This window comes from Arthrobacter sp. BGA-UO-ETr-C19, assembly GCF_059568005.1.
In genome coordinates this window covers 124500-139490 of sequence record NZ_JCAQPC010000005.1, presented here as the reverse complement: position 1 = coordinate 139490, position 14991 = coordinate 124500, and the positions used below count along the sequence as shown (strand labels likewise).

The following is a 14991-nucleotide window of genomic DNA, read 5'->3' as shown; positions in this document are numbered from 1 at the left end:
GGCCGGCGGCGTTGAGCCGGCCGCCGGCGCCCAGGAACAGGCCGGTGCCGATCGCGCCGCCGATCGCGATCATCTGGATCTGCCGCGGCTTCAGGCTCTTGTGGTAGCCCTTGTCCTCGGCATGGAGAAGGTTTTCGGTGGCGTGCGAATGGCCGCTGTCAGCATCGTACTGGGCAACCTCGTCATTGGGGTTGTTGGACATGGGGGATCCTTTCGACCGGTTGAAGATCTAACTGAGGGTGGAACGGGAGAGTGCGGGAACGCTTAGAAAACAGACCAGCCGGTGCGGTCTGAAAGATCGGCGAGCGCGGCGCTGCCCGCCAGGGAATTGCCTTTTGCGTCCAGGCGGGGACTCCAGACGGAGATGGCGCAGTGGCCCGGGACAATGACCAGGATGCCGCCGCCCACGCCGCTTTTTCCTGGCAGCCCTACCCGGTAGGCGAATTCACCTGCCGCGTCGTACATGCCGCAGGTCAGCATGATGGAACCAATGCGTTTCGCCTCGCTCCGGGACACCACGGTTCCCGAGGGTCCGCGGCCTTCCTGTGCGAGGAAGAGCCCGGCCTTGGCCAGTTCCACACAGGTCATCATGATGGAGCACTGGCGGACATAGTTGTCCACCACAGCTTCGGCGGACCGCCTGAGGTTGCCGAAGTCTTTGAGGAAGTGGGCCAGGGCCAGGTTGCGGCTGCTGCTGGAGAGCTCACTGATCGCGGCGGGCTCGTCGATGAACGGTCCTGGTTCCCCCGTCTGTCCGGTGAGGAAGCGCAGGAGCGAGGTGGCGGCGTCGGGAGTCTCTTCCATCAGGTGGTCGGTGACCACCAGGGCGCCGGCGTTGATGAACGGGTTCCGCGGGATGCCGTGTTCCACTTCCAGCTGGACGAGGGAGTTGAAGGCTGTCCCGGACGGTTCCCGCAGCACGCGGGACCACAGCGTTCCCGAGCTGTCCCGGCGTAGCGCCATGGCCAGGGCGAACACCTTGGAGATGCTTTGGATGGAAAAGGGGACATGGGCGTCACCCGAGGCGAAAACGTCCCCGGCTGCGGTCGCGACAGCTATGCCGAACCTGTCGAAGGGAACGGCCGCCAGGGACGGGATGTTCGCCGGGACAGAGCCAGCTTCCCTCTGCGGTCTGTGGCTGCGGACGATGTCATCGAGGATCGGGCCCAGGGGCGGAGCGTCGAGTGTTGTGGTCATTTCCTACCCTGAATTTGTTTGTGGATGCCAGCCCATTCCTGGACGTGCAGCAGTGCCACCAGAGCATCGCGGGGGTTCCCGAAGTCCAGGCCGGTGACCCTGGCAGCCTTGCTGATCCTGTAGTAGACGGTGTTCTTATGCAGCGCCATGCGTTTGGCGCACTCGGCGACGTCGAGTGAGGCTTCGAAGTACACAAGCAAGGTTTCGGCGAGGTCGCCGTCGTCCCGCAGAAGAGTGGAGAGGCTGCGGTGGCGGAATGTCGAGGACAGAAAATTCCGGACGGCGTCACGGAAGAGGATTTCGCCCTCGAAGTCAGCCACCGTGGCCACGGTGGTGCCAGGGGAGGTGCTGATGCAGTCCAGCAGGGCCTCGGTGATCGGGGTAACCGAGTGGAGAGCCAGCAGATCCGGGGCCACCGGACCGACGGCGGCGAAGGGGCTGATGCCGAGGTGTTTCGCGGCGTCCCGGACGATGGATTCTGCCAGGCTCCGCAGCCCGGGTTCCCCCGCGGTCGATTGCAGGCCGGGGACGATGACGGCAGTGCCGCCCTTGAATTGCCCGACGACGGCGGATGCCTTGTACGCGGCGGCGTGGATGGATGCCAGGCTGGCGAGCTCGCCGTGCTTCAATGCGGCATCATCGGCCTGCACGTCGGCGCGGGACATTCCGATCAGGATCAGTGCGGCGGGACGCTCCACCGGGATTTTCCCGCTGCGTGCACTTGCAGCGGCCTCCGCGGGGCCGGACAGGAGCCGGGCGATTCGGTCTTCGCGCATGTGCACGGACTGCTGGTTGCGGTGGCGGATCAGTTCGGCGGAGGCACGGGCCGCGGATCCCCTCAGAACGTAGTCAACGTCCTCGCCGAAGCCGTCACCCGTCTCCTGTAGCCAGATGTAGCCCATGATCCGGTCACCGGCGCACAGCGTGATGGCCACCCGTTCCCTGAGGCCGTCCTGTGGCCGGGCCGGCACACGCACCGGCAGACGGGTCCTGTGCAGTTCGCGGTAGGCGCCGAGGTCCTTGAGCAGCAGTTCGTATTTTCGCGGGCCCCGCCGGGCCAGGATGGATGCCTTGCGCAGTTCGTCGATATCGTTCGAGACGGTGGAGTAGGCCAGGACCTTGTTGGCGGCGTCCTCGATAACCACATGGCTGGAGGTCAGCCGTGCGGTGGTCTGGGCGATGGCAAACAGGTCCTCTTCCAGCAGTGTCAGCACTTCACTCTGGTAGCTGCGCGGCTGTATCCGGTCTTTGGCGATAGACAGCAGCCGGTCCCAGTCGGCCGCCGGGTCCACGAGCAGCAGCCCGCTGCCCGCCGCGGCCAGCAGCTCTTCGGCATCGGTCAGCTCTTCGCGGGTTCCCTTGACCGCGACAACCGGCGGCGGGTTCTTCAGGAGCCGGCGCAGTGCGGGCAAAGCCGAGCGGCCGCGGACGCCGATCAGCAGGACAAAGGCTGATCCGGCGTCGGAGGTTTCATCGTCGGCGTCGACGATAAGAAATCGTTCGACCGCCGAATGCTCCGGGGCGGGTCGCAGGATGAGGGTAGCGAAACCCAGGGGGAAATCCGAAAGGATATCGTCCACCGTAACCGCGGCCATGGGGTTCCTTCTGCGTCGATCCACCCGGACGACTCTGTCCGGTCACCTCATGCTATCGAGTCGGGATTCGCCGAAATATGTGACGGGACCCAAATAGGGTTGTACGTTTTCGGTTTCCGGTCCAATGCGCCGCACGTTTCAGTTCCCGGCCGGCCCGTCGTCCTGACCGTGCGGCGTGGGCTTCGGGCAGACTGGTGCCATGAGTGATGATTCGAAGGCGGTTACGACTCAGCGTTCGACAGTTGAGGACTGGACGCAGGCGCTGGCGCAGTCCGTTGGTTCTCCAGGTGGTGGGGCCGGGGCGGGCGTGATGCTTGCCATCGCCGCGTCACTGGCATCCATGGTCGCCGGATATACGGAAGCTGACGGACACCAGCGGCACGAACTGGAGGATGTTCACGCGCGGGTGCGTTCGCTGCGGGAGGCCGCTCTTCAGCTGGCTGACAATGACGCGTCAGCATCCCAGGCTTTCGGGGCCGCCTTTCGACTGGACCCGGGGCCGGCACGGGAGGACGCGATACACCGGGCATCGGTGGACGCCGCCAAGGCTTCTGCTGTGCTCGGCGAGCGCGCCATCGATGCCATTGAGGACCTGGAGTGGCTGGCCTCCAACGGGAACGCGGCCCTTGTTGCCGACGTCGTCGTCGCACTCGGGGCCCTCCGGGCAGCGGTGACCGGCGCCCGGACCAACGTGAGTTTTGACCTTGCTGCGCTCACCTCTGCAGGCCGCACGCTTGAAGAGGTCCGGCAAGAGCAGCCGGGCCTGTGGTCGACAGTCGAAAACCTTGACACCGCAGTTGAGCGGATCGACCGGCTGACTGCCGAGGTCAATCACCGTTCCCTTCCTGCCGGGTCCGGTTCATAGGACTGTGACGGGCGGCCGTGATTCAGCCTGCCACCTGGTCAGGTTCCGACGCCGGGACAACAGTGTGACCGAGCGCTGAACCGAACAGTTCACGGGGCTCACACCCGGCAGCCCGTATCCAGAAAAGATCTCCGGATGGCGTGGCAGTTTCCAGGTAGCCCACGCGGATGACCCTTCCTGCGTGTTCCACCCTGACCTCTGTCCCTATTAGGTCGCGGGCATCGTGTTTGCTTGCTGCAGCTGTCCCCGGCGTCACTGTCGGTGGCTCCTTCGCTTCGAATGGCGTCGGCCTGACCCCTGGGGCCAGGCCGAATAAATGAATGACATTCATTTTATGCGACCGGCGCCGTTATTCATAGCGGCCAAGCATGAAGTAGCTCAGGAACCTGCAGGCTTCGGGGCCGGCGCCTGGCTGCGCAACTTTTCCAGTGCGTCGGCCAGAGGCATGCGGAGAGCAGCACCATGGCCCGGCAGCAGCACTGAGGCGTCGGTTTGGTCCAGGCGGTGGGTGGCCGCGAGCGCCTGCGCCGGGTCGGCATGGAACATGCGGTGCAGCATCTGCGGTCCGGCGGTCCGGCTCAGCGGATGGCCGCTGGCGAACGAATCACCAACCGCCATCACACCGGCCTCAGGAAGCAGGAGAGCGGCATTGCCCGGTGTGTGCCCTGGCAGCAGAACGGCTTCCGGCTTGCCGGGAAGGTGCTTCAACGTGTCGGCGCTCCAGGCCTGGGCACCCGTTGCAGGCTTCGCCTTGAGGGCTCCCGACTTGATGACATGGAGCATCCAGCGGAAGACGCGGGGCCGCCAGGCGCGGACGACGACCTGGCCGAACGTGACCTGGTGCTTTTCCTTGCCCTGGACGTGGGCCAGCTCCTCCGGCGCGCACAGGATGGGCGTGCCATATGTTTCGGAGAAGTAGGCCGCTGAACCGGTGTGGTCGACGTGGCCGTGTGTGATGAGCATGGCCCGGGCGTCAGCCGGCCGCAGGCCCAGATGGCGGATGGATTCAAGGACCAGGGGACGGTCGGACGGGTAACCGCTGTCGATGATCATGAATCCGGTCTCGTCGCGGACCACCATCCAGTTCGATGCGGGTCCCTCGACGAAAAAAACTCCGGGAGACGGCTCGGAAGTACGGGAGGAGGCCTGCCACGCATGGCTCTGCTGCTTCACATGCACATCCTAGCCACCGGCCAGCCGGGCGGGGCGCCCATTTCGCCCTCGCGCGGCTACCGCAAGTGTGCTTGTCTGTAGCAAGTAGCGCAGATCCGGCAGGGGTCCGCGGCCGTTGTCCGACGAGGTGACACCACATGAGGCTGACCACCACGACCAACGTCTCCGTCGACGGTGTCATGCAGGGGCTGGGCGGACCCGAGGAGGACCGCAGCGGCGGCTTCGAACGCGGCGGATGGGCCATTCCGCTTCTCGACGCTGAAGCAGGGGACTATCTCAACCAGGTTTATGGCGGCGCGGACGCGTTCCTCCTTGGCCGCCGGACGTACGAGATCTTCGCAGGCTACTGGGGAGCGATGCCCGACCCGGACTCGAACCCGATTGCCGCGGCGCTGAACAGCCGCCCCAAGTACGTGGTGTCCACCAGCCTGGCCGACCCGCAGTGGGCGGGCACGACTGTCCTGCAGGGCGACGTTGCCACGGCCATCGCTGAACTGAAGGCGAATCACGACGGCGAGCTGCTGGTGCCGGGAAGTGGTGCCCTCGTTAGGTGGCTGCTGGCCAATGACTTGGTTGACCAGCTCGACCTGCTCACTTATCCCGTCGTCGTCGGCCAGGGGACACGGCTGTTCTCCGAGTCCGGTCCCGATATCGCGCTCGAGCTGGTCAGCTCGCGGACCACGTCCCGGGGCATCACCATCCAAACTTACCGGCCCCGCGGGCGACCGGAGTATGCGACGTCCACCGCCGACCCCGAAGACGTGGTCTAGCTGCGCCGCCTGGCTCAGCCAGGCCGGTTTCCGATGGCTGGACCGTTGACAAGGCCAAAAGGGGGCTGTTTAGCTTGCCGCCAGAAGATTACCGTCGTCGAAGGAGCGCCGCGTGAACTCCGCTTTGCAGGCAGGGCGTGACATCCGCCCGCTTTCCGAGTCCGAGGCCGAGGTGTATGTGGCGTCGGTGTGTTTTAAGACCGGACCGCCGGGTGCTGCCGGCGTGGAGGTCGAGCGAGTGGTCCACGACGTTGTGAATCCACTGCTCCCCGTCCCGGTGGCACGGCTGAGTCAGGCCATGACGGCATCCCCGGGGCCGCTGCCCGGCGGTGGGATCGTCACCTTTGAACCAGGGGGCCAACTGGAGGTGAGCTCAGCCTGTGCCCCCGGTCTTCCGGCTCTTGTCGCCGCCACCCGGGCAGACCTGGCGGCCGTAGCGACCCGGCTCTCAACGGCTGGTCTTTGCTTTGGACCCATGGCTCTGGACCCTGGCCGGCCGGCTGTGCGGTCATTGGCGCATCCGCGGTATGCGTCGATGGAACGGCACTTCGACGGCTTCGGCCCAGCCGGCCGAACGATGATGTGCTCCACGGCTTCCCTCCAGATTTCACTGGAAGCCGGATTCGACAGTCCGGGGTCCACCGGTGCAGTGCAGCGCTGGGATCGCCTGCATAATCTCCTGCCGGTTCTCGTGGCGATGTTCGCCAATTCGCCTTTCCTTCACGGCGTCCCGAGCGGATGGCACAGCAACAGGCAGCGTACCTGGCTGGACATTGACCCGACGAGGACCGCCGCGGTCCCTCGTTCGGAGGATCCGCGCCAGGCATGGGCGCGCTACGCCCTCGACGCTCTCGTGCTGTGCATCCCGTCAGAGGAGCCATGTTGGGATCCGCCGCGGGGGCTGACGATGAGGGACTGGCTGCAGGGGAGGGGGCCCAGGCCCGCAACGCTGACTGATCTGAATTACCACCTGACAACCCTTTTCCCGCCCGTGCGGCCTCGCGGTTTCATGGAGCTTCGGGTGATCGACGCACAGGCGGGGCATGACTGGGAGCCGGTCACGGCGATTGTCACAGCGCTCATGGATGACGAGCTAGCTGCCGATCTCGCCGCAGAAGCCTGTGCACCCCTTGCCGCGCTGGCCGATCCGATGAGAACCGCCGCCCGTGAGGGGCTGACGAATCCTGTGCTCGCCGCCGCTGCCATCGGCTGCGCGGAGGCTGCCCTGATGGCGCTGCCCCGGTTAGGAGCGGACACCACCACCCGCGCGCGGGTTGAACAGTTCATGGAACGCTATACGGCGCGTGGCCGGTGCCCGGCGCAGGAGCGCCTGGACGTGTGGCGAAGAACCGGCAGCTGGTTTGCCCGACCAGAGCCGGACGAGGAGGACGACCATGCAGAGTGACCTTCCCGGAGCCCCTGCCGATCCCGAGGCTCTCAGGGCCTTCATCGCCGACGGACTGGAAAGGGCCCGGAACCGAACCCATGCGCTGACCAGCTGCGACGACGAAGATCTCCTGAAGCAGCACTCACCGCTCATGTCACCTCTGGTCTGGGACCTGGCGCATGTGGGCAGCCAGGAGGAACTCTGGCTGGTACGTGACGTCGGCAAGATGGAACCGCTGCGGTGCGATCTCGACCAGATGTACGACGCGTTCCAGCATTCGCGAAGCAGCCGGACGGCCCTGCCGCTGCTATCGCCGCAGGAGTCACGGAAATACATCGCCCAGGTCCGCGACAAGGCGCTCGACATCCTGGAGCGGACCCCCTTGGAGGGCTCACCGTTGGTGGACCGGGGATTCGCCTTCGGAATGATCATCCAGCACGAGCAGCAGCATGACGAAACAATGCTTGCCACGCACCAGCTCCGGCACGGGGCGCCGGTCCTCCACGGTCAGCCTTTCGCGTCCGGCGTCGTCCCCCTGGATCCAGCTGTCCTGCCAAGGGAGGTTCTCATCCCTTCAGGGCCTTTCACCATGGGGACGTCGGTGGAACCGTGGGCCCTGGATAACGAACGCCCGTCCCATGCGGTGGACGTGCCCGCCTACTGGATCGACACCGTTCCGGTGACTAACGGCGCCTACCGGCATTTCATGGCGGACGGCGGCTACAGGAATCCCCGCTGGTGGACCGAGGAAGGTTGGGACCACTGCCGGGACGCCGGGCTGGTGGCTCCCAAGTACTGGGAACGCGACGGCGACGGCTGGAGCAGGACCAGGTTCGGCGTCGTCGAGTCTGTTCCGGACGATGAGCCGGTGCAGCATGTGTGCTGGTTCGAGGCGGACGCGTACGCCCGCTGGGCGGGGCGCCGGCTCCCGACCGAACCCGAATGGGAAAAGGCGGCGCGCTTTGACCCCCGGTCCGGGCGTTCCCGGCGCTATCCCTGGGGGGACGATGATCCCGCGCCTCACCACGCCAATCTTGGCGGGTCCAACCTCCGCCCGGCTCCGGCCGGCTCCTTTCCCGCGGGCGCCTCGCCGTCAGGAGCGCGGCAGCTCATCGGCGACGTCTGGGAATGGGTCTCCAGCGACTTCCGCCCGTATCCCGGATTCACGGCATTCCCGTATCCGGAATACAGCGAGGTGTTCTTCGGGTCCGACTACAAGGTGCTCCGGGGAGGGTCCTGGGCGGTCGATCCCGCTGCCTGCAGGGGCACTTTCCGGAACTGGGACTATCCGATCCGCCGGCAGATCTTTACCGGATTCCGCACAGCGCGCGATGCGACACCGATGGAGGTCCGCTAGCCCATGTGCCGTCATTTCGCCTACATCGGGAAGCCGATGCCGCTGGCCGAGCTGTTGCTGGCCCCCGACCATGGGCTCCTGCAGCAGTCGTGGGCGCCCCGCCGCCAACGGTACGGGACAGTCAACGCGGACGGATTCGGCGTCGGCTGGTACGCCCCGGGCGATCCTGTGCCTGCCCGCTACCGCCGTTCCATCCCGATCTGGGCCGACAGGTCCTTCGCCGACGTTGCCCGGGTTACCTCCAGCCGCGCCGTACTGGCAGCCGTCAGATCAGCAACGCCCGGGATGGCGCCGGAGGAGTCAGCCGCCGCGCCGTATGCGCATGGATCCTGGCTCTTTAGCCACAACGGCCGCGTGGATGGCTGGCCGCAAGCGGTAGAAGAACTGGCCGGTTCCCTCCCGCCATCGCGCCTGCTGGCCCTTGAGGCGCAGGTCGATTCTGCGCTGCTCTGGGCCCTCGTACTGGAACGGCTTGCCGCTGGCGATGCCGCCGGGGAGGCGCTGATGCATGTGGTGACCGCTGTCTCAGCCGTCGCTGGAGGCCGATTCAACTTTCTGCTCACCGACGGCGCGGCGATCGCGGCCACGGCCGCCGGCGACAGCCTTTTTTGGCGGAGCGGCACAGGGGGCGTCGTGGTCGCCAGCGAACCATCCGACGACGGCCCGGACTGGCAGCAGGTCCCGGACCGTTCCCTCCTGACTGCCACCGCAGGCAACGTCGAAGTACGTCCAATTCCGGCACTCACGAAGGAACACGCAGCCCCATGAGCCTCTCCGCCGACCGCACCGACATCATTCATCACCTGCCCCCGGACCACCTGGAGCGCAGCCTGCGCGCAGACGTCCGCGCGGGCCTCACCTCGTCACCGAAAACGCTCCCGCCCAAGTGGTTCTACGACAAGGTGGGCAGCGCATTGTTTGAACGCATCACGGACCTTCCCGAGTACTACCCGACACGCGCCGAACGTGAAGTGCTGGAGCTCTTCGCCACCGAAATGGCGGCGGCGAGCCCGGCAGAGACCCTGATCGAACTCGGATCCGGTTCGTCCCGGAAGACCCCGCTGCTGCTGGATGCCTTGAGGAAAGCGGGGCCGCTCCGCCGTTACGTCGCCGTGGATGTCAGCGATAGCGCGCTGCTGGACGCACGCAATGAATTGGCTCCAGCCTTCCCCGACCTTCAGCTGGAGGCTGTGGCAGCGGACTTCGAAACCCAACTGCACGTTCTCCCTCGAACGGGGCGCCGGATGGTGGCTTTCTTGGGCGGCACCATTGGCAATTTTGAGCCCCAGGCCAGGGCACGCTTCCTCTCGGGCATCCGCGAACTCCTCGGCGGCGACGGCGGTTCGCTGCTTCTTGGCACGGATTTGGTGAAGTCACCCCACATTCTTGTTCCGGCCTATGCCGACGCCGAGGGGGTCACCGCGGATTTCAATCGGAACGTGCTCCGTGTCCTCAACTCCCAGCTGGGCGCCGATTTCGAGGTCATGGCCTTTGACCATGTCGCGTTGTGGGTGCCCGAGGAAGAGTGGATCGAAATGCGGCTGCGCGCCAGGAAACCGATGCTCGTTCGTCTGCCGGGAGTGGGGATGGACGTCCGGTTCGACGAAGGCGAGGAACTACGCACGGAGATTTCCGCAAAATTCCGGATCGAGGGCATCGCCAGCGAGCTGGAATCAGCCGGATTCTCGATCGCAGGGCAATGGACCGACAGCCAGAACCTCTACGCGATGACGCTCGCGGAGGCCCTCTAGCCTGGCGGCTGCGGCAACCGGGCAGCGAGCGCACGACGCTCACCAAAGTAAGCGCACGAGCCGCTGAATCTCGGCCTCGGTGTTGTAATAGTGCACCGAGGCCCGCACCACCATGACCGCCGCATGTGGTTTCCCTGCGAGGACAGAGTCGACCTCATCCGAAGGCAGGGGAACCACCGAGACATTGATTCGGTGATGCGCCAGCTTGGCCTTGACGGTGCCCGCATCGCTTCCCCGCACCGAAAACGTGACGATGCCGCACCGGGTCACCCCGACGTCGTGGACAGTTACCGCGGGAACCGTAGATAACGTGTTTCGAAGGAGCTCCGCGAGCCGGGTCACACGCTCCTGCACGGCGTCCAGCCCAAGGGCCAGGGCGTAATCGACGGCGCGGCCCAGACCCAGCCTTCCGGCGACACTGGTCTCCCAGGTTTCAAAACGCCGTGCATCGCCGCGGACTTCAAATCCGCTGTCGCCTGACGGAACGGCCGAGTGCCCGTCCAGCATGACCGGCTCAAGCCGGTCCAGAACCGAGGTGCGCACATACAGGAAGGCAGTGCCGCGGGGACCGCGCAGAAACTTCCGCCCGGTCCCCGCCAGGACATCGCAGCCCAGCGACTCCACGTCCAGCGGCATCTGGCCCACCGACTGGCAGGCGTCGAGTACGAACAACACGCCGGCAGCCCGGCAGAGCCGTCCCACCTGAGTTGCCGGATTAACCAGTCCGTTCGCCATGGGCACATGGGTCAGGGCGACCAGCGCGACGTTTCCGCGCTCGAGCTCCCGCTTAAGGTGCCCGACGTCGACCTGCCCATAAGGGTCGTCGCGGAGAACCACGATCTGCATGTCATGTCGGCGCGCCAGCTGCCGCAGGGCGATGACGTTGCCGGAATACTCCGTGCGGCCAATCAGCAGCCGTGTCCCGGAGGTAAAGGGAAAGCTGTAGACACCCGCACCCCACGCCCGGCTGCCGCTCTCGGCCAGGGCGATCTCGTTTGGCTGGGCCCCGACCAGCCGCGCCACCGACGAGTACACGTCTTCCAGCCGGTCAGCAGCTTCCTCGGCAGCTTCGTAGCCGCCAATTTCCTCCTCACGGCGCAGATGGCCCACCACGGTCTCCGCCACAGGGCGGGACACGAGCGAGCTTCCCGCATGGTTCAGATGGGTCACGTTCTGGACGCCGCGGGTCTCTCGGCGCACCGCTTGCAGATCAATGGACATGAATCACATCCTGCCACTGACCAAGGGCCTAAATTAGGCTGACGCTGTGGAGTACAGAGCACGCGAAATACCAGTACATTATGTCGAGCACGGCGACGGGGCTCCGATCCTGGTGTTACACGGTGCCGGCGTGGATCACCGAGAGATGGTCGGTGCCATGGAGCCGATACTCAGCGGGCTGTTTGATTGTCGGCGCCTTTACCCTGATCTGCCGGGCATGGGGCACACGCCGGCGGGGACCCTGGCCAGTGCCGACGACGTTTTGGACGTCCGGCTCGCCTTCATAGATGGTGTGATCGGTGATGGGCAGTTCCGGCTCATAGGCCATTCCGCCGGAGCGTACTATGCCCGAGCCATCGCCGGCAGGCGCCCGGAGCAGGTGACAGGGCTCGCGTTGATCTGTCCGCTGGGGGAGAACGTTCGGAACCTTCCTGCGCACCAGGTCTTGCAGGCCACGGCGGATCCGCGCGAGACGCTCAGCCCGGCTGAGGAGAGCGTGTTCCGCGACTACTTCGTGGTGCAGACGCAGGCCACGCTGGAGCGATACAAGGAGTACGTCGTCCCCGCCCTTGGCCTGGTGGACGAAGCCGGACTCGAGCGGATTGGCCAACACTGGCTGTTCAGCAACAGTCCCGAAGGGGGCCCGCCGTACTCCGGCCCTGTCCTTATCGTCACCGGACGCCAGGACTCCATCGTGGGGTACGCCAGCCAATGGGATCTGCTCGAGCACTATCCACGGGCTACGTTCGCCGTGCTCGACCGCGCCGGTCATGCGCTGCCGCACGAGCAGCCCGGCCTCACCGAGGCGCTGATCACCGAGTGGCTCGACCGCGTGCGCGAGCAGCGCTTCCGCGCGGACCTGTGATTTCTAAGCGGTTGACCCGTGCGTGCTAGCCGGACCTCGCCTGGCAGCCATGCGAGCACGGCGGCAGGCTGGCCGGTTCGACGAGAAAACAGGCCCATGGACAGGAAACTGGCGACTGCCGGAGCACCATCTGCCAATTCCCTGGCGTGACCGTGCGTGGCCCTGTCATTGTGGTGTCAGGTGGGCGGAATCTCTTCGACGAACGCTTCACGTCCGCTGACCGGCAAGAAGTTGACGACGACATCGACACCTATCTCCGGGACGCCGGCCTCCCACCGAGGCCCAGAGGTTTTATCTGGATGATCCGGGTTCCAGGCGGCTATGCATCGCCCAAAACTTTCCTGGCAGACGTTGATGCAGCCATTCTTCAAACTGCTGACGGTATCGTCGAGCCAAAGCGGCTGAGGCCCCTTTTTAGTGCAGTCCTCAGCGACTTCTATGCCAGAGGCGGCTGATCGGTAAAGCCCAAGAGCAGCCGGCCGGATCCACGGCGGTGTGAATGGATTCGCCGATGCTGCCGAGAGTTGCCAGGACATTCCGTTGTGCGGTGAGGCCGCGTCAGTTCGTAGGCATCCGGCGGGGGAGTGCTGTCTACTAAAAGCTTCAGACTCACGCCTTTTCATCGTTCATTCCGGACTGGCAGACCCGCCATTCCGCGGCGACGAACGGGGATCTAGTATTTTGATCCGTAAAGACTTTGCTGCCCCAGTCCTGACCGTCACCGTCAACGACCGGGCAGTTCTTGCGATCGCCCGCCGGCTGCAGGTGGTCGTGCGCTGCATGCGGCGGCGGCATCGGTTGGGTCCACACCCGCCGACCCGGTATGCGGTGGACTAGGGGTTAGCCGAAGCTTCAACCGGCAGTCACTATCGGCGGCCCGTTGATGCCGGCTTCTTGTGACCCGTTTACAGGGCCTGCCGTGCGTCTTCTCCGGCGTCTCCCGTGCAGAGCCACCATGGGACCCCCGGAAGGGCCCGTCGCGGGACGTGGTTGGTTGCCGGGATGGTTCCGCCGACGAGATGGCCTGTGTTGGTTGCGATGACCGTGCCATGCTGGTCAACGATGCAGGTGTTCGGCGGCAAAGGCCGCAGGAGGGGCTCGAACGCGGTCTGGAGCTGACTGACGCGGACGTCGGCACCGAGGGCTCCGACACATTTACCGGCGATGATGACGCGTTTGCTGAACGTGATGATGTTCTCGTTCGTTCCGCTCGCGTCCACGTAGGCGTGGCTGGTGTGGATCGGATCGTCGTCGTCCGGATCCTCGGGACGCCATGGTGCGGTCGCGAAATCGTAAAGGTCCATGTCGATATAGAGCCGTCGTGGTGATTCCGGGCCCGCCGGCGTGTAGCACCAGGTAATCCAGCTCTCACCGAAGTATGACTGGTCGGCGACGAAGCCCGTTCCGTAGAGAAGTGGAACGCCGATGACCACGGCCCTTCGGGCCGCACCGTAGATGTCCGAGTCGACCCTGTCTCTGCTGACTCCGGACCCGATGCTGGCACGGACCGCTTGCTCGACCTCGCGCATGGATGCCGCAGCGGTTCCGTAGAACATCGCGGCGAGCGAGTCGATGGCGGCCGCAGCGTCGTCGACGGTCGGCCGGTGCGGCGAATCAGCCGCAACGACGTCGAACTCCATTCGCTCGTCGATGACCTGGTTCATGTCCCGTCTGACGTGTTCCTCGGCCAGCGCTCGGGCCCGCTCCGCGTCACCTGCCCTGATCGCCTCGACGATCTGAGCGTGGTCCTCTGCGGCCGCGTCCCTGTGGCCGGCCGGGTCCGCCCAGATCAGCGGGCCCACCTCGGCCTGCAGTGCCACCTCCTGACGGGTGAGGCGGACCGATCCTGAACTGGCTGCGAGCTCGATGTGAAACTTGCTGTCCGCCCGGATCGCGTCCGCCGGATGCTCGCAGTCCCGGATCTCGACCGATGCGTGGTCGAGGCGTCCCATCGAGAGCCGATGGGACTGGTCAGCCGACGCCGCGGCGGCGCAGCCGGCCAGGAAAGCGCGGTACTCCCTTAAATCCCGTAGGTCTTCCAGAGAATAGGCCTCAAGGGACTGGCGCTGCATGCGGGCGATGTCCCCGGTGTTGGCCTTCACGAAGCTCCCGCCGCCTTTGCCGCGCCGGGTTTCCACCAAACCCATCCCGCGCAGTTCGGCCAGCGCGGCCCGCAGCGTCAGAGTGGAAACGCCCATCGCGGACGCAAGGTAGCTTTCGCTGGGCAACTGGGAACCGTCTTCGAGTACGCCGAGTTCGATCGCGTGCCTCAGCCGGCGTCCGACTTCCTCGCCCCGGTCGGCAGCCTCCAACGGCGCGAAGGCGAGCTGTTCCTTCCAAGTGGTCATGTTGACCAGACTCCCGTCGCCTTGACATTTAACCTTGAATGTCTGTTGACCTTTATAAATGAAGGTCTATAGTTAAGGGTATCACTTGGAAGGCTGGAGCGGTCTAGCAGATTCGACGGTGATGACAGTCCTATAACGCAGGAGCCTATGGTGAAAGGAAAGACGATGACACGCGAAGAAGCTTACGCAAGGTGCGCGCCGGACTCGTATGTCGAGTTCTACGGCGGCCGGTGGCTCGTCGTGCCGTTCGCCCAAGTGGAGCAGCCGCGGTTCTTTGTTTGTGCACCGCAGGCGCTCCGCAGCAGCAATTAGGCCGGAGCTGCAAGACATCAGCCTCACCGGCGGAAACTTGTCACCTCCGAAGTGGGGACACGCGGTCGCAGCGCCGCCAGCCCGTAATGCGCTTATCCCAACTACGCCCCACATTTGTTGTTGTTCGTCCGACTGGGCGCTGAAAGCCAA

14 protein-coding genes and 1 pseudogene are annotated in these 14991 nt (G+C 65.3%); 9 read left to right on the top strand and 6 right to left on the bottom strand.

The genetic code is table 11. The features are described 5' to 3' along the window. From AC57BR_RS01020 to AC57BR_RS01010, 3 genes and pseudogenes are all read right to left on the bottom strand, one after another. A pseudogene (locus AC57BR_RS01020) lies at window positions 1–202 on the bottom strand (amino acid permease); the annotation flags it as partial. A 62-nt stretch (window positions 203–264) separates the two neighbouring features. Further along, window positions 265–1197, bottom strand: a complete 933-nt coding sequence (locus AC57BR_RS01015) for a glutaminase (RefSeq protein WP_496357928.1) — start codon at window positions 1195–1197, stop codon at window positions 265–267. Beyond that, the gene (locus tag AC57BR_RS01010) at window positions 1194–2792 is read right to left on the bottom strand and encodes a PucR family transcriptional regulator (RefSeq protein ID WP_496357927.1); all 1599 of its coding nucleotides are present in this window, start codon (window positions 2790–2792) and stop codon (window positions 1194–1196) included. Before AC57BR_RS01010 ends, AC57BR_RS01015 begins: the two co-directional genes overlap by 4 nt. Before the next feature lie 199 nt (window positions 2793–2991). Between AC57BR_RS01010 and AC57BR_RS01005 the strand changes: the two genes are divergently transcribed. After that, complete coding sequence (locus AC57BR_RS01005) at window positions 2992–3657, top strand: cyclodeaminase/cyclohydrolase family protein (RefSeq protein WP_496357926.1); 666 nt, start codon at window positions 2992–2994, stop codon at window positions 3655–3657. 378 nt (window positions 3658–4035) lie between these two features. On the opposite strand, the gene AC57BR_RS01000 is transcribed toward AC57BR_RS01005, so the two are convergent. Further along, window positions 4036–4830 carry an MBL fold metallo-hydrolase gene (locus tag AC57BR_RS01000; RefSeq protein ID WP_496357925.1) on the bottom strand — a complete coding sequence of 265 codons (795 nt, stop codon included), beginning with the start codon at window positions 4828–4830 and terminating at the stop codon, window positions 4036–4038. A gap of 137 nt (window positions 4831–4967) precedes the next feature. Here AC57BR_RS01000 and AC57BR_RS00995 point away from each other — a divergent pair, with 137 nt between their 5' ends. From AC57BR_RS00995 to egtD, 5 genes are all read left to right on the top strand, one after another. Continuing rightward, complete coding sequence (locus AC57BR_RS00995; RefSeq protein ID WP_496357924.1) at window positions 4968–5600, top strand: dihydrofolate reductase family protein; 633 nt, start codon at window positions 4968–4970, stop codon at window positions 5598–5600. A gap of 112 nt (window positions 5601–5712) precedes the next feature. Beyond that, window positions 5713–7005, top strand: a complete 1293-nt coding sequence (egtA, locus tag AC57BR_RS00990; protein ID WP_496357923.1) for an ergothioneine biosynthesis glutamate--cysteine ligase EgtA — start codon at window positions 5713–5715, stop codon at window positions 7003–7005. After that, complete coding sequence (gene egtB / locus AC57BR_RS00985) at window positions 6995–8344, top strand: ergothioneine biosynthesis protein EgtB (RefSeq protein WP_496357922.1); 1350 nt, start codon at window positions 6995–6997, stop codon at window positions 8342–8344. The genes egtA and egtB overlap by 11 nt, the downstream gene beginning before the upstream one ends. 3 nt (window positions 8345–8347) lie before the next feature. Next, on the top strand, window positions 8348–9112 hold the full coding sequence (gene egtC, locus AC57BR_RS00980; RefSeq protein WP_496357921.1) for an ergothioneine biosynthesis protein EgtC: 765 nt from the start codon (window positions 8348–8350) through the stop codon (window positions 9110–9112). Continuing rightward, a complete protein-coding gene (gene egtD, locus AC57BR_RS00975) occupies window positions 9109–10095 on the top strand; it encodes an L-histidine N(alpha)-methyltransferase (RefSeq protein WP_496357920.1) in 987 nt (328 codons plus the stop codon). Before egtC ends, egtD begins: the two co-directional genes overlap by 4 nt. A 39-nt stretch (window positions 10096–10134) precedes the next feature. Here the strand turns inward: egtD and AC57BR_RS00970 are convergent, their stop codons facing one another. Then, a complete protein-coding gene (locus AC57BR_RS00970) occupies window positions 10135–11316 on the bottom strand; it encodes an aminotransferase class V-fold PLP-dependent enzyme (RefSeq protein ID WP_496357919.1) in 1182 nt (393 codons plus the stop codon). A 46-nt stretch (window positions 11317–11362) separates the two neighbouring features. Here AC57BR_RS00970 and AC57BR_RS00965 point away from each other — a divergent pair, with 46 nt between their 5' ends. Together AC57BR_RS00965 and AC57BR_RS00960 are read left to right on the top strand one after the other, a co-directional pair. Continuing rightward, on the top strand, window positions 11363–12181 hold the full coding sequence (locus AC57BR_RS00965) for an alpha/beta fold hydrolase (RefSeq protein ID WP_496357918.1): 819 nt from the start codon (window positions 11363–11365) through the stop codon (window positions 12179–12181). 146 nt (window positions 12182–12327) lie between these two features. Then, window positions 12328–12636, top strand: coding sequence for a DUF5956 family protein (locus tag AC57BR_RS00960; protein WP_496357917.1), 309 nt, complete (start codon window positions 12328–12330; stop codon window positions 12634–12636). A gap of 450 nt (window positions 12637–13086) precedes the next feature. Here the strand turns inward: AC57BR_RS00960 and AC57BR_RS00955 are convergent, their stop codons facing one another. Then, on the bottom strand, window positions 13087–14529 hold the full coding sequence (locus AC57BR_RS00955) for a GntR family transcriptional regulator (RefSeq protein WP_496357916.1): 1443 nt from the start codon (window positions 14527–14529) through the stop codon (window positions 13087–13089). Between the two features lie 165 nt (window positions 14530–14694). On the opposite strand from AC57BR_RS00955, the gene AC57BR_RS00950 reads away from it, so the two are divergent. Then, on the top strand, window positions 14695–14841 hold the full coding sequence (locus AC57BR_RS00950; RefSeq protein ID WP_496357915.1) for a hypothetical protein: 147 nt from the start codon (window positions 14695–14697) through the stop codon (window positions 14839–14841). Window positions 14842–14991: the final 150 nt, after the last annotated feature.

Coding starts and splice junctions, on each gene's coding strand:
- AC57BR_RS01010 (WP_496357927.1), bottom strand. CDS start 2,792: ATGGCCGCGGTTACGGTGGACGATATCCTTTCGGATTTCCCCCTGGGT.
- AC57BR_RS00970 (WP_496357919.1), bottom strand. CDS start 11,316: ATGTCCATTGATCTGCAAGCGGTGCGCCGAGAGACCCGCGGCGTCCAG.
- egtC (WP_496357921.1), top strand. CDS start 8,348: ATGTGCCGTCATTTCGCCTACATCGGGAAGCCGATGCCGCTGGCCGAG.
- egtB (WP_496357922.1), top strand. CDS start 6,995: ATGCAGAGTGACCTTCCCGGAGCCCCTGCCGATCCCGAGGCTCTCAGG.
- AC57BR_RS00995 (WP_496357924.1), top strand. CDS start 4,968: ATGAGGCTGACCACCACGACCAACGTCTCCGTCGACGGTGTCATGCAG.
- AC57BR_RS01005 (WP_496357926.1), top strand. CDS start 2,992: ATGAGTGATGATTCGAAGGCGGTTACGACTCAGCGTTCGACAGTTGAG.
- AC57BR_RS00950 (WP_496357915.1), top strand. CDS start 14,695: ATGACACGCGAAGAAGCTTACGCAAGGTGCGCGCCGGACTCGTATGTC.
- AC57BR_RS01015 (WP_496357928.1), bottom strand. CDS start 1,197: ATGACCACAACACTCGACGCTCCGCCCCTGGGCCCGATCCTCGATGAC.
- egtD (WP_496357920.1), top strand. CDS start 9,109: ATGAGCCTCTCCGCCGACCGCACCGACATCATTCATCACCTGCCCCCG.
- AC57BR_RS00955 (WP_496357916.1), bottom strand. CDS start 14,529: ATGACCACTTGGAAGGAACAGCTCGCCTTCGCGCCGTTGGAGGCTGCC.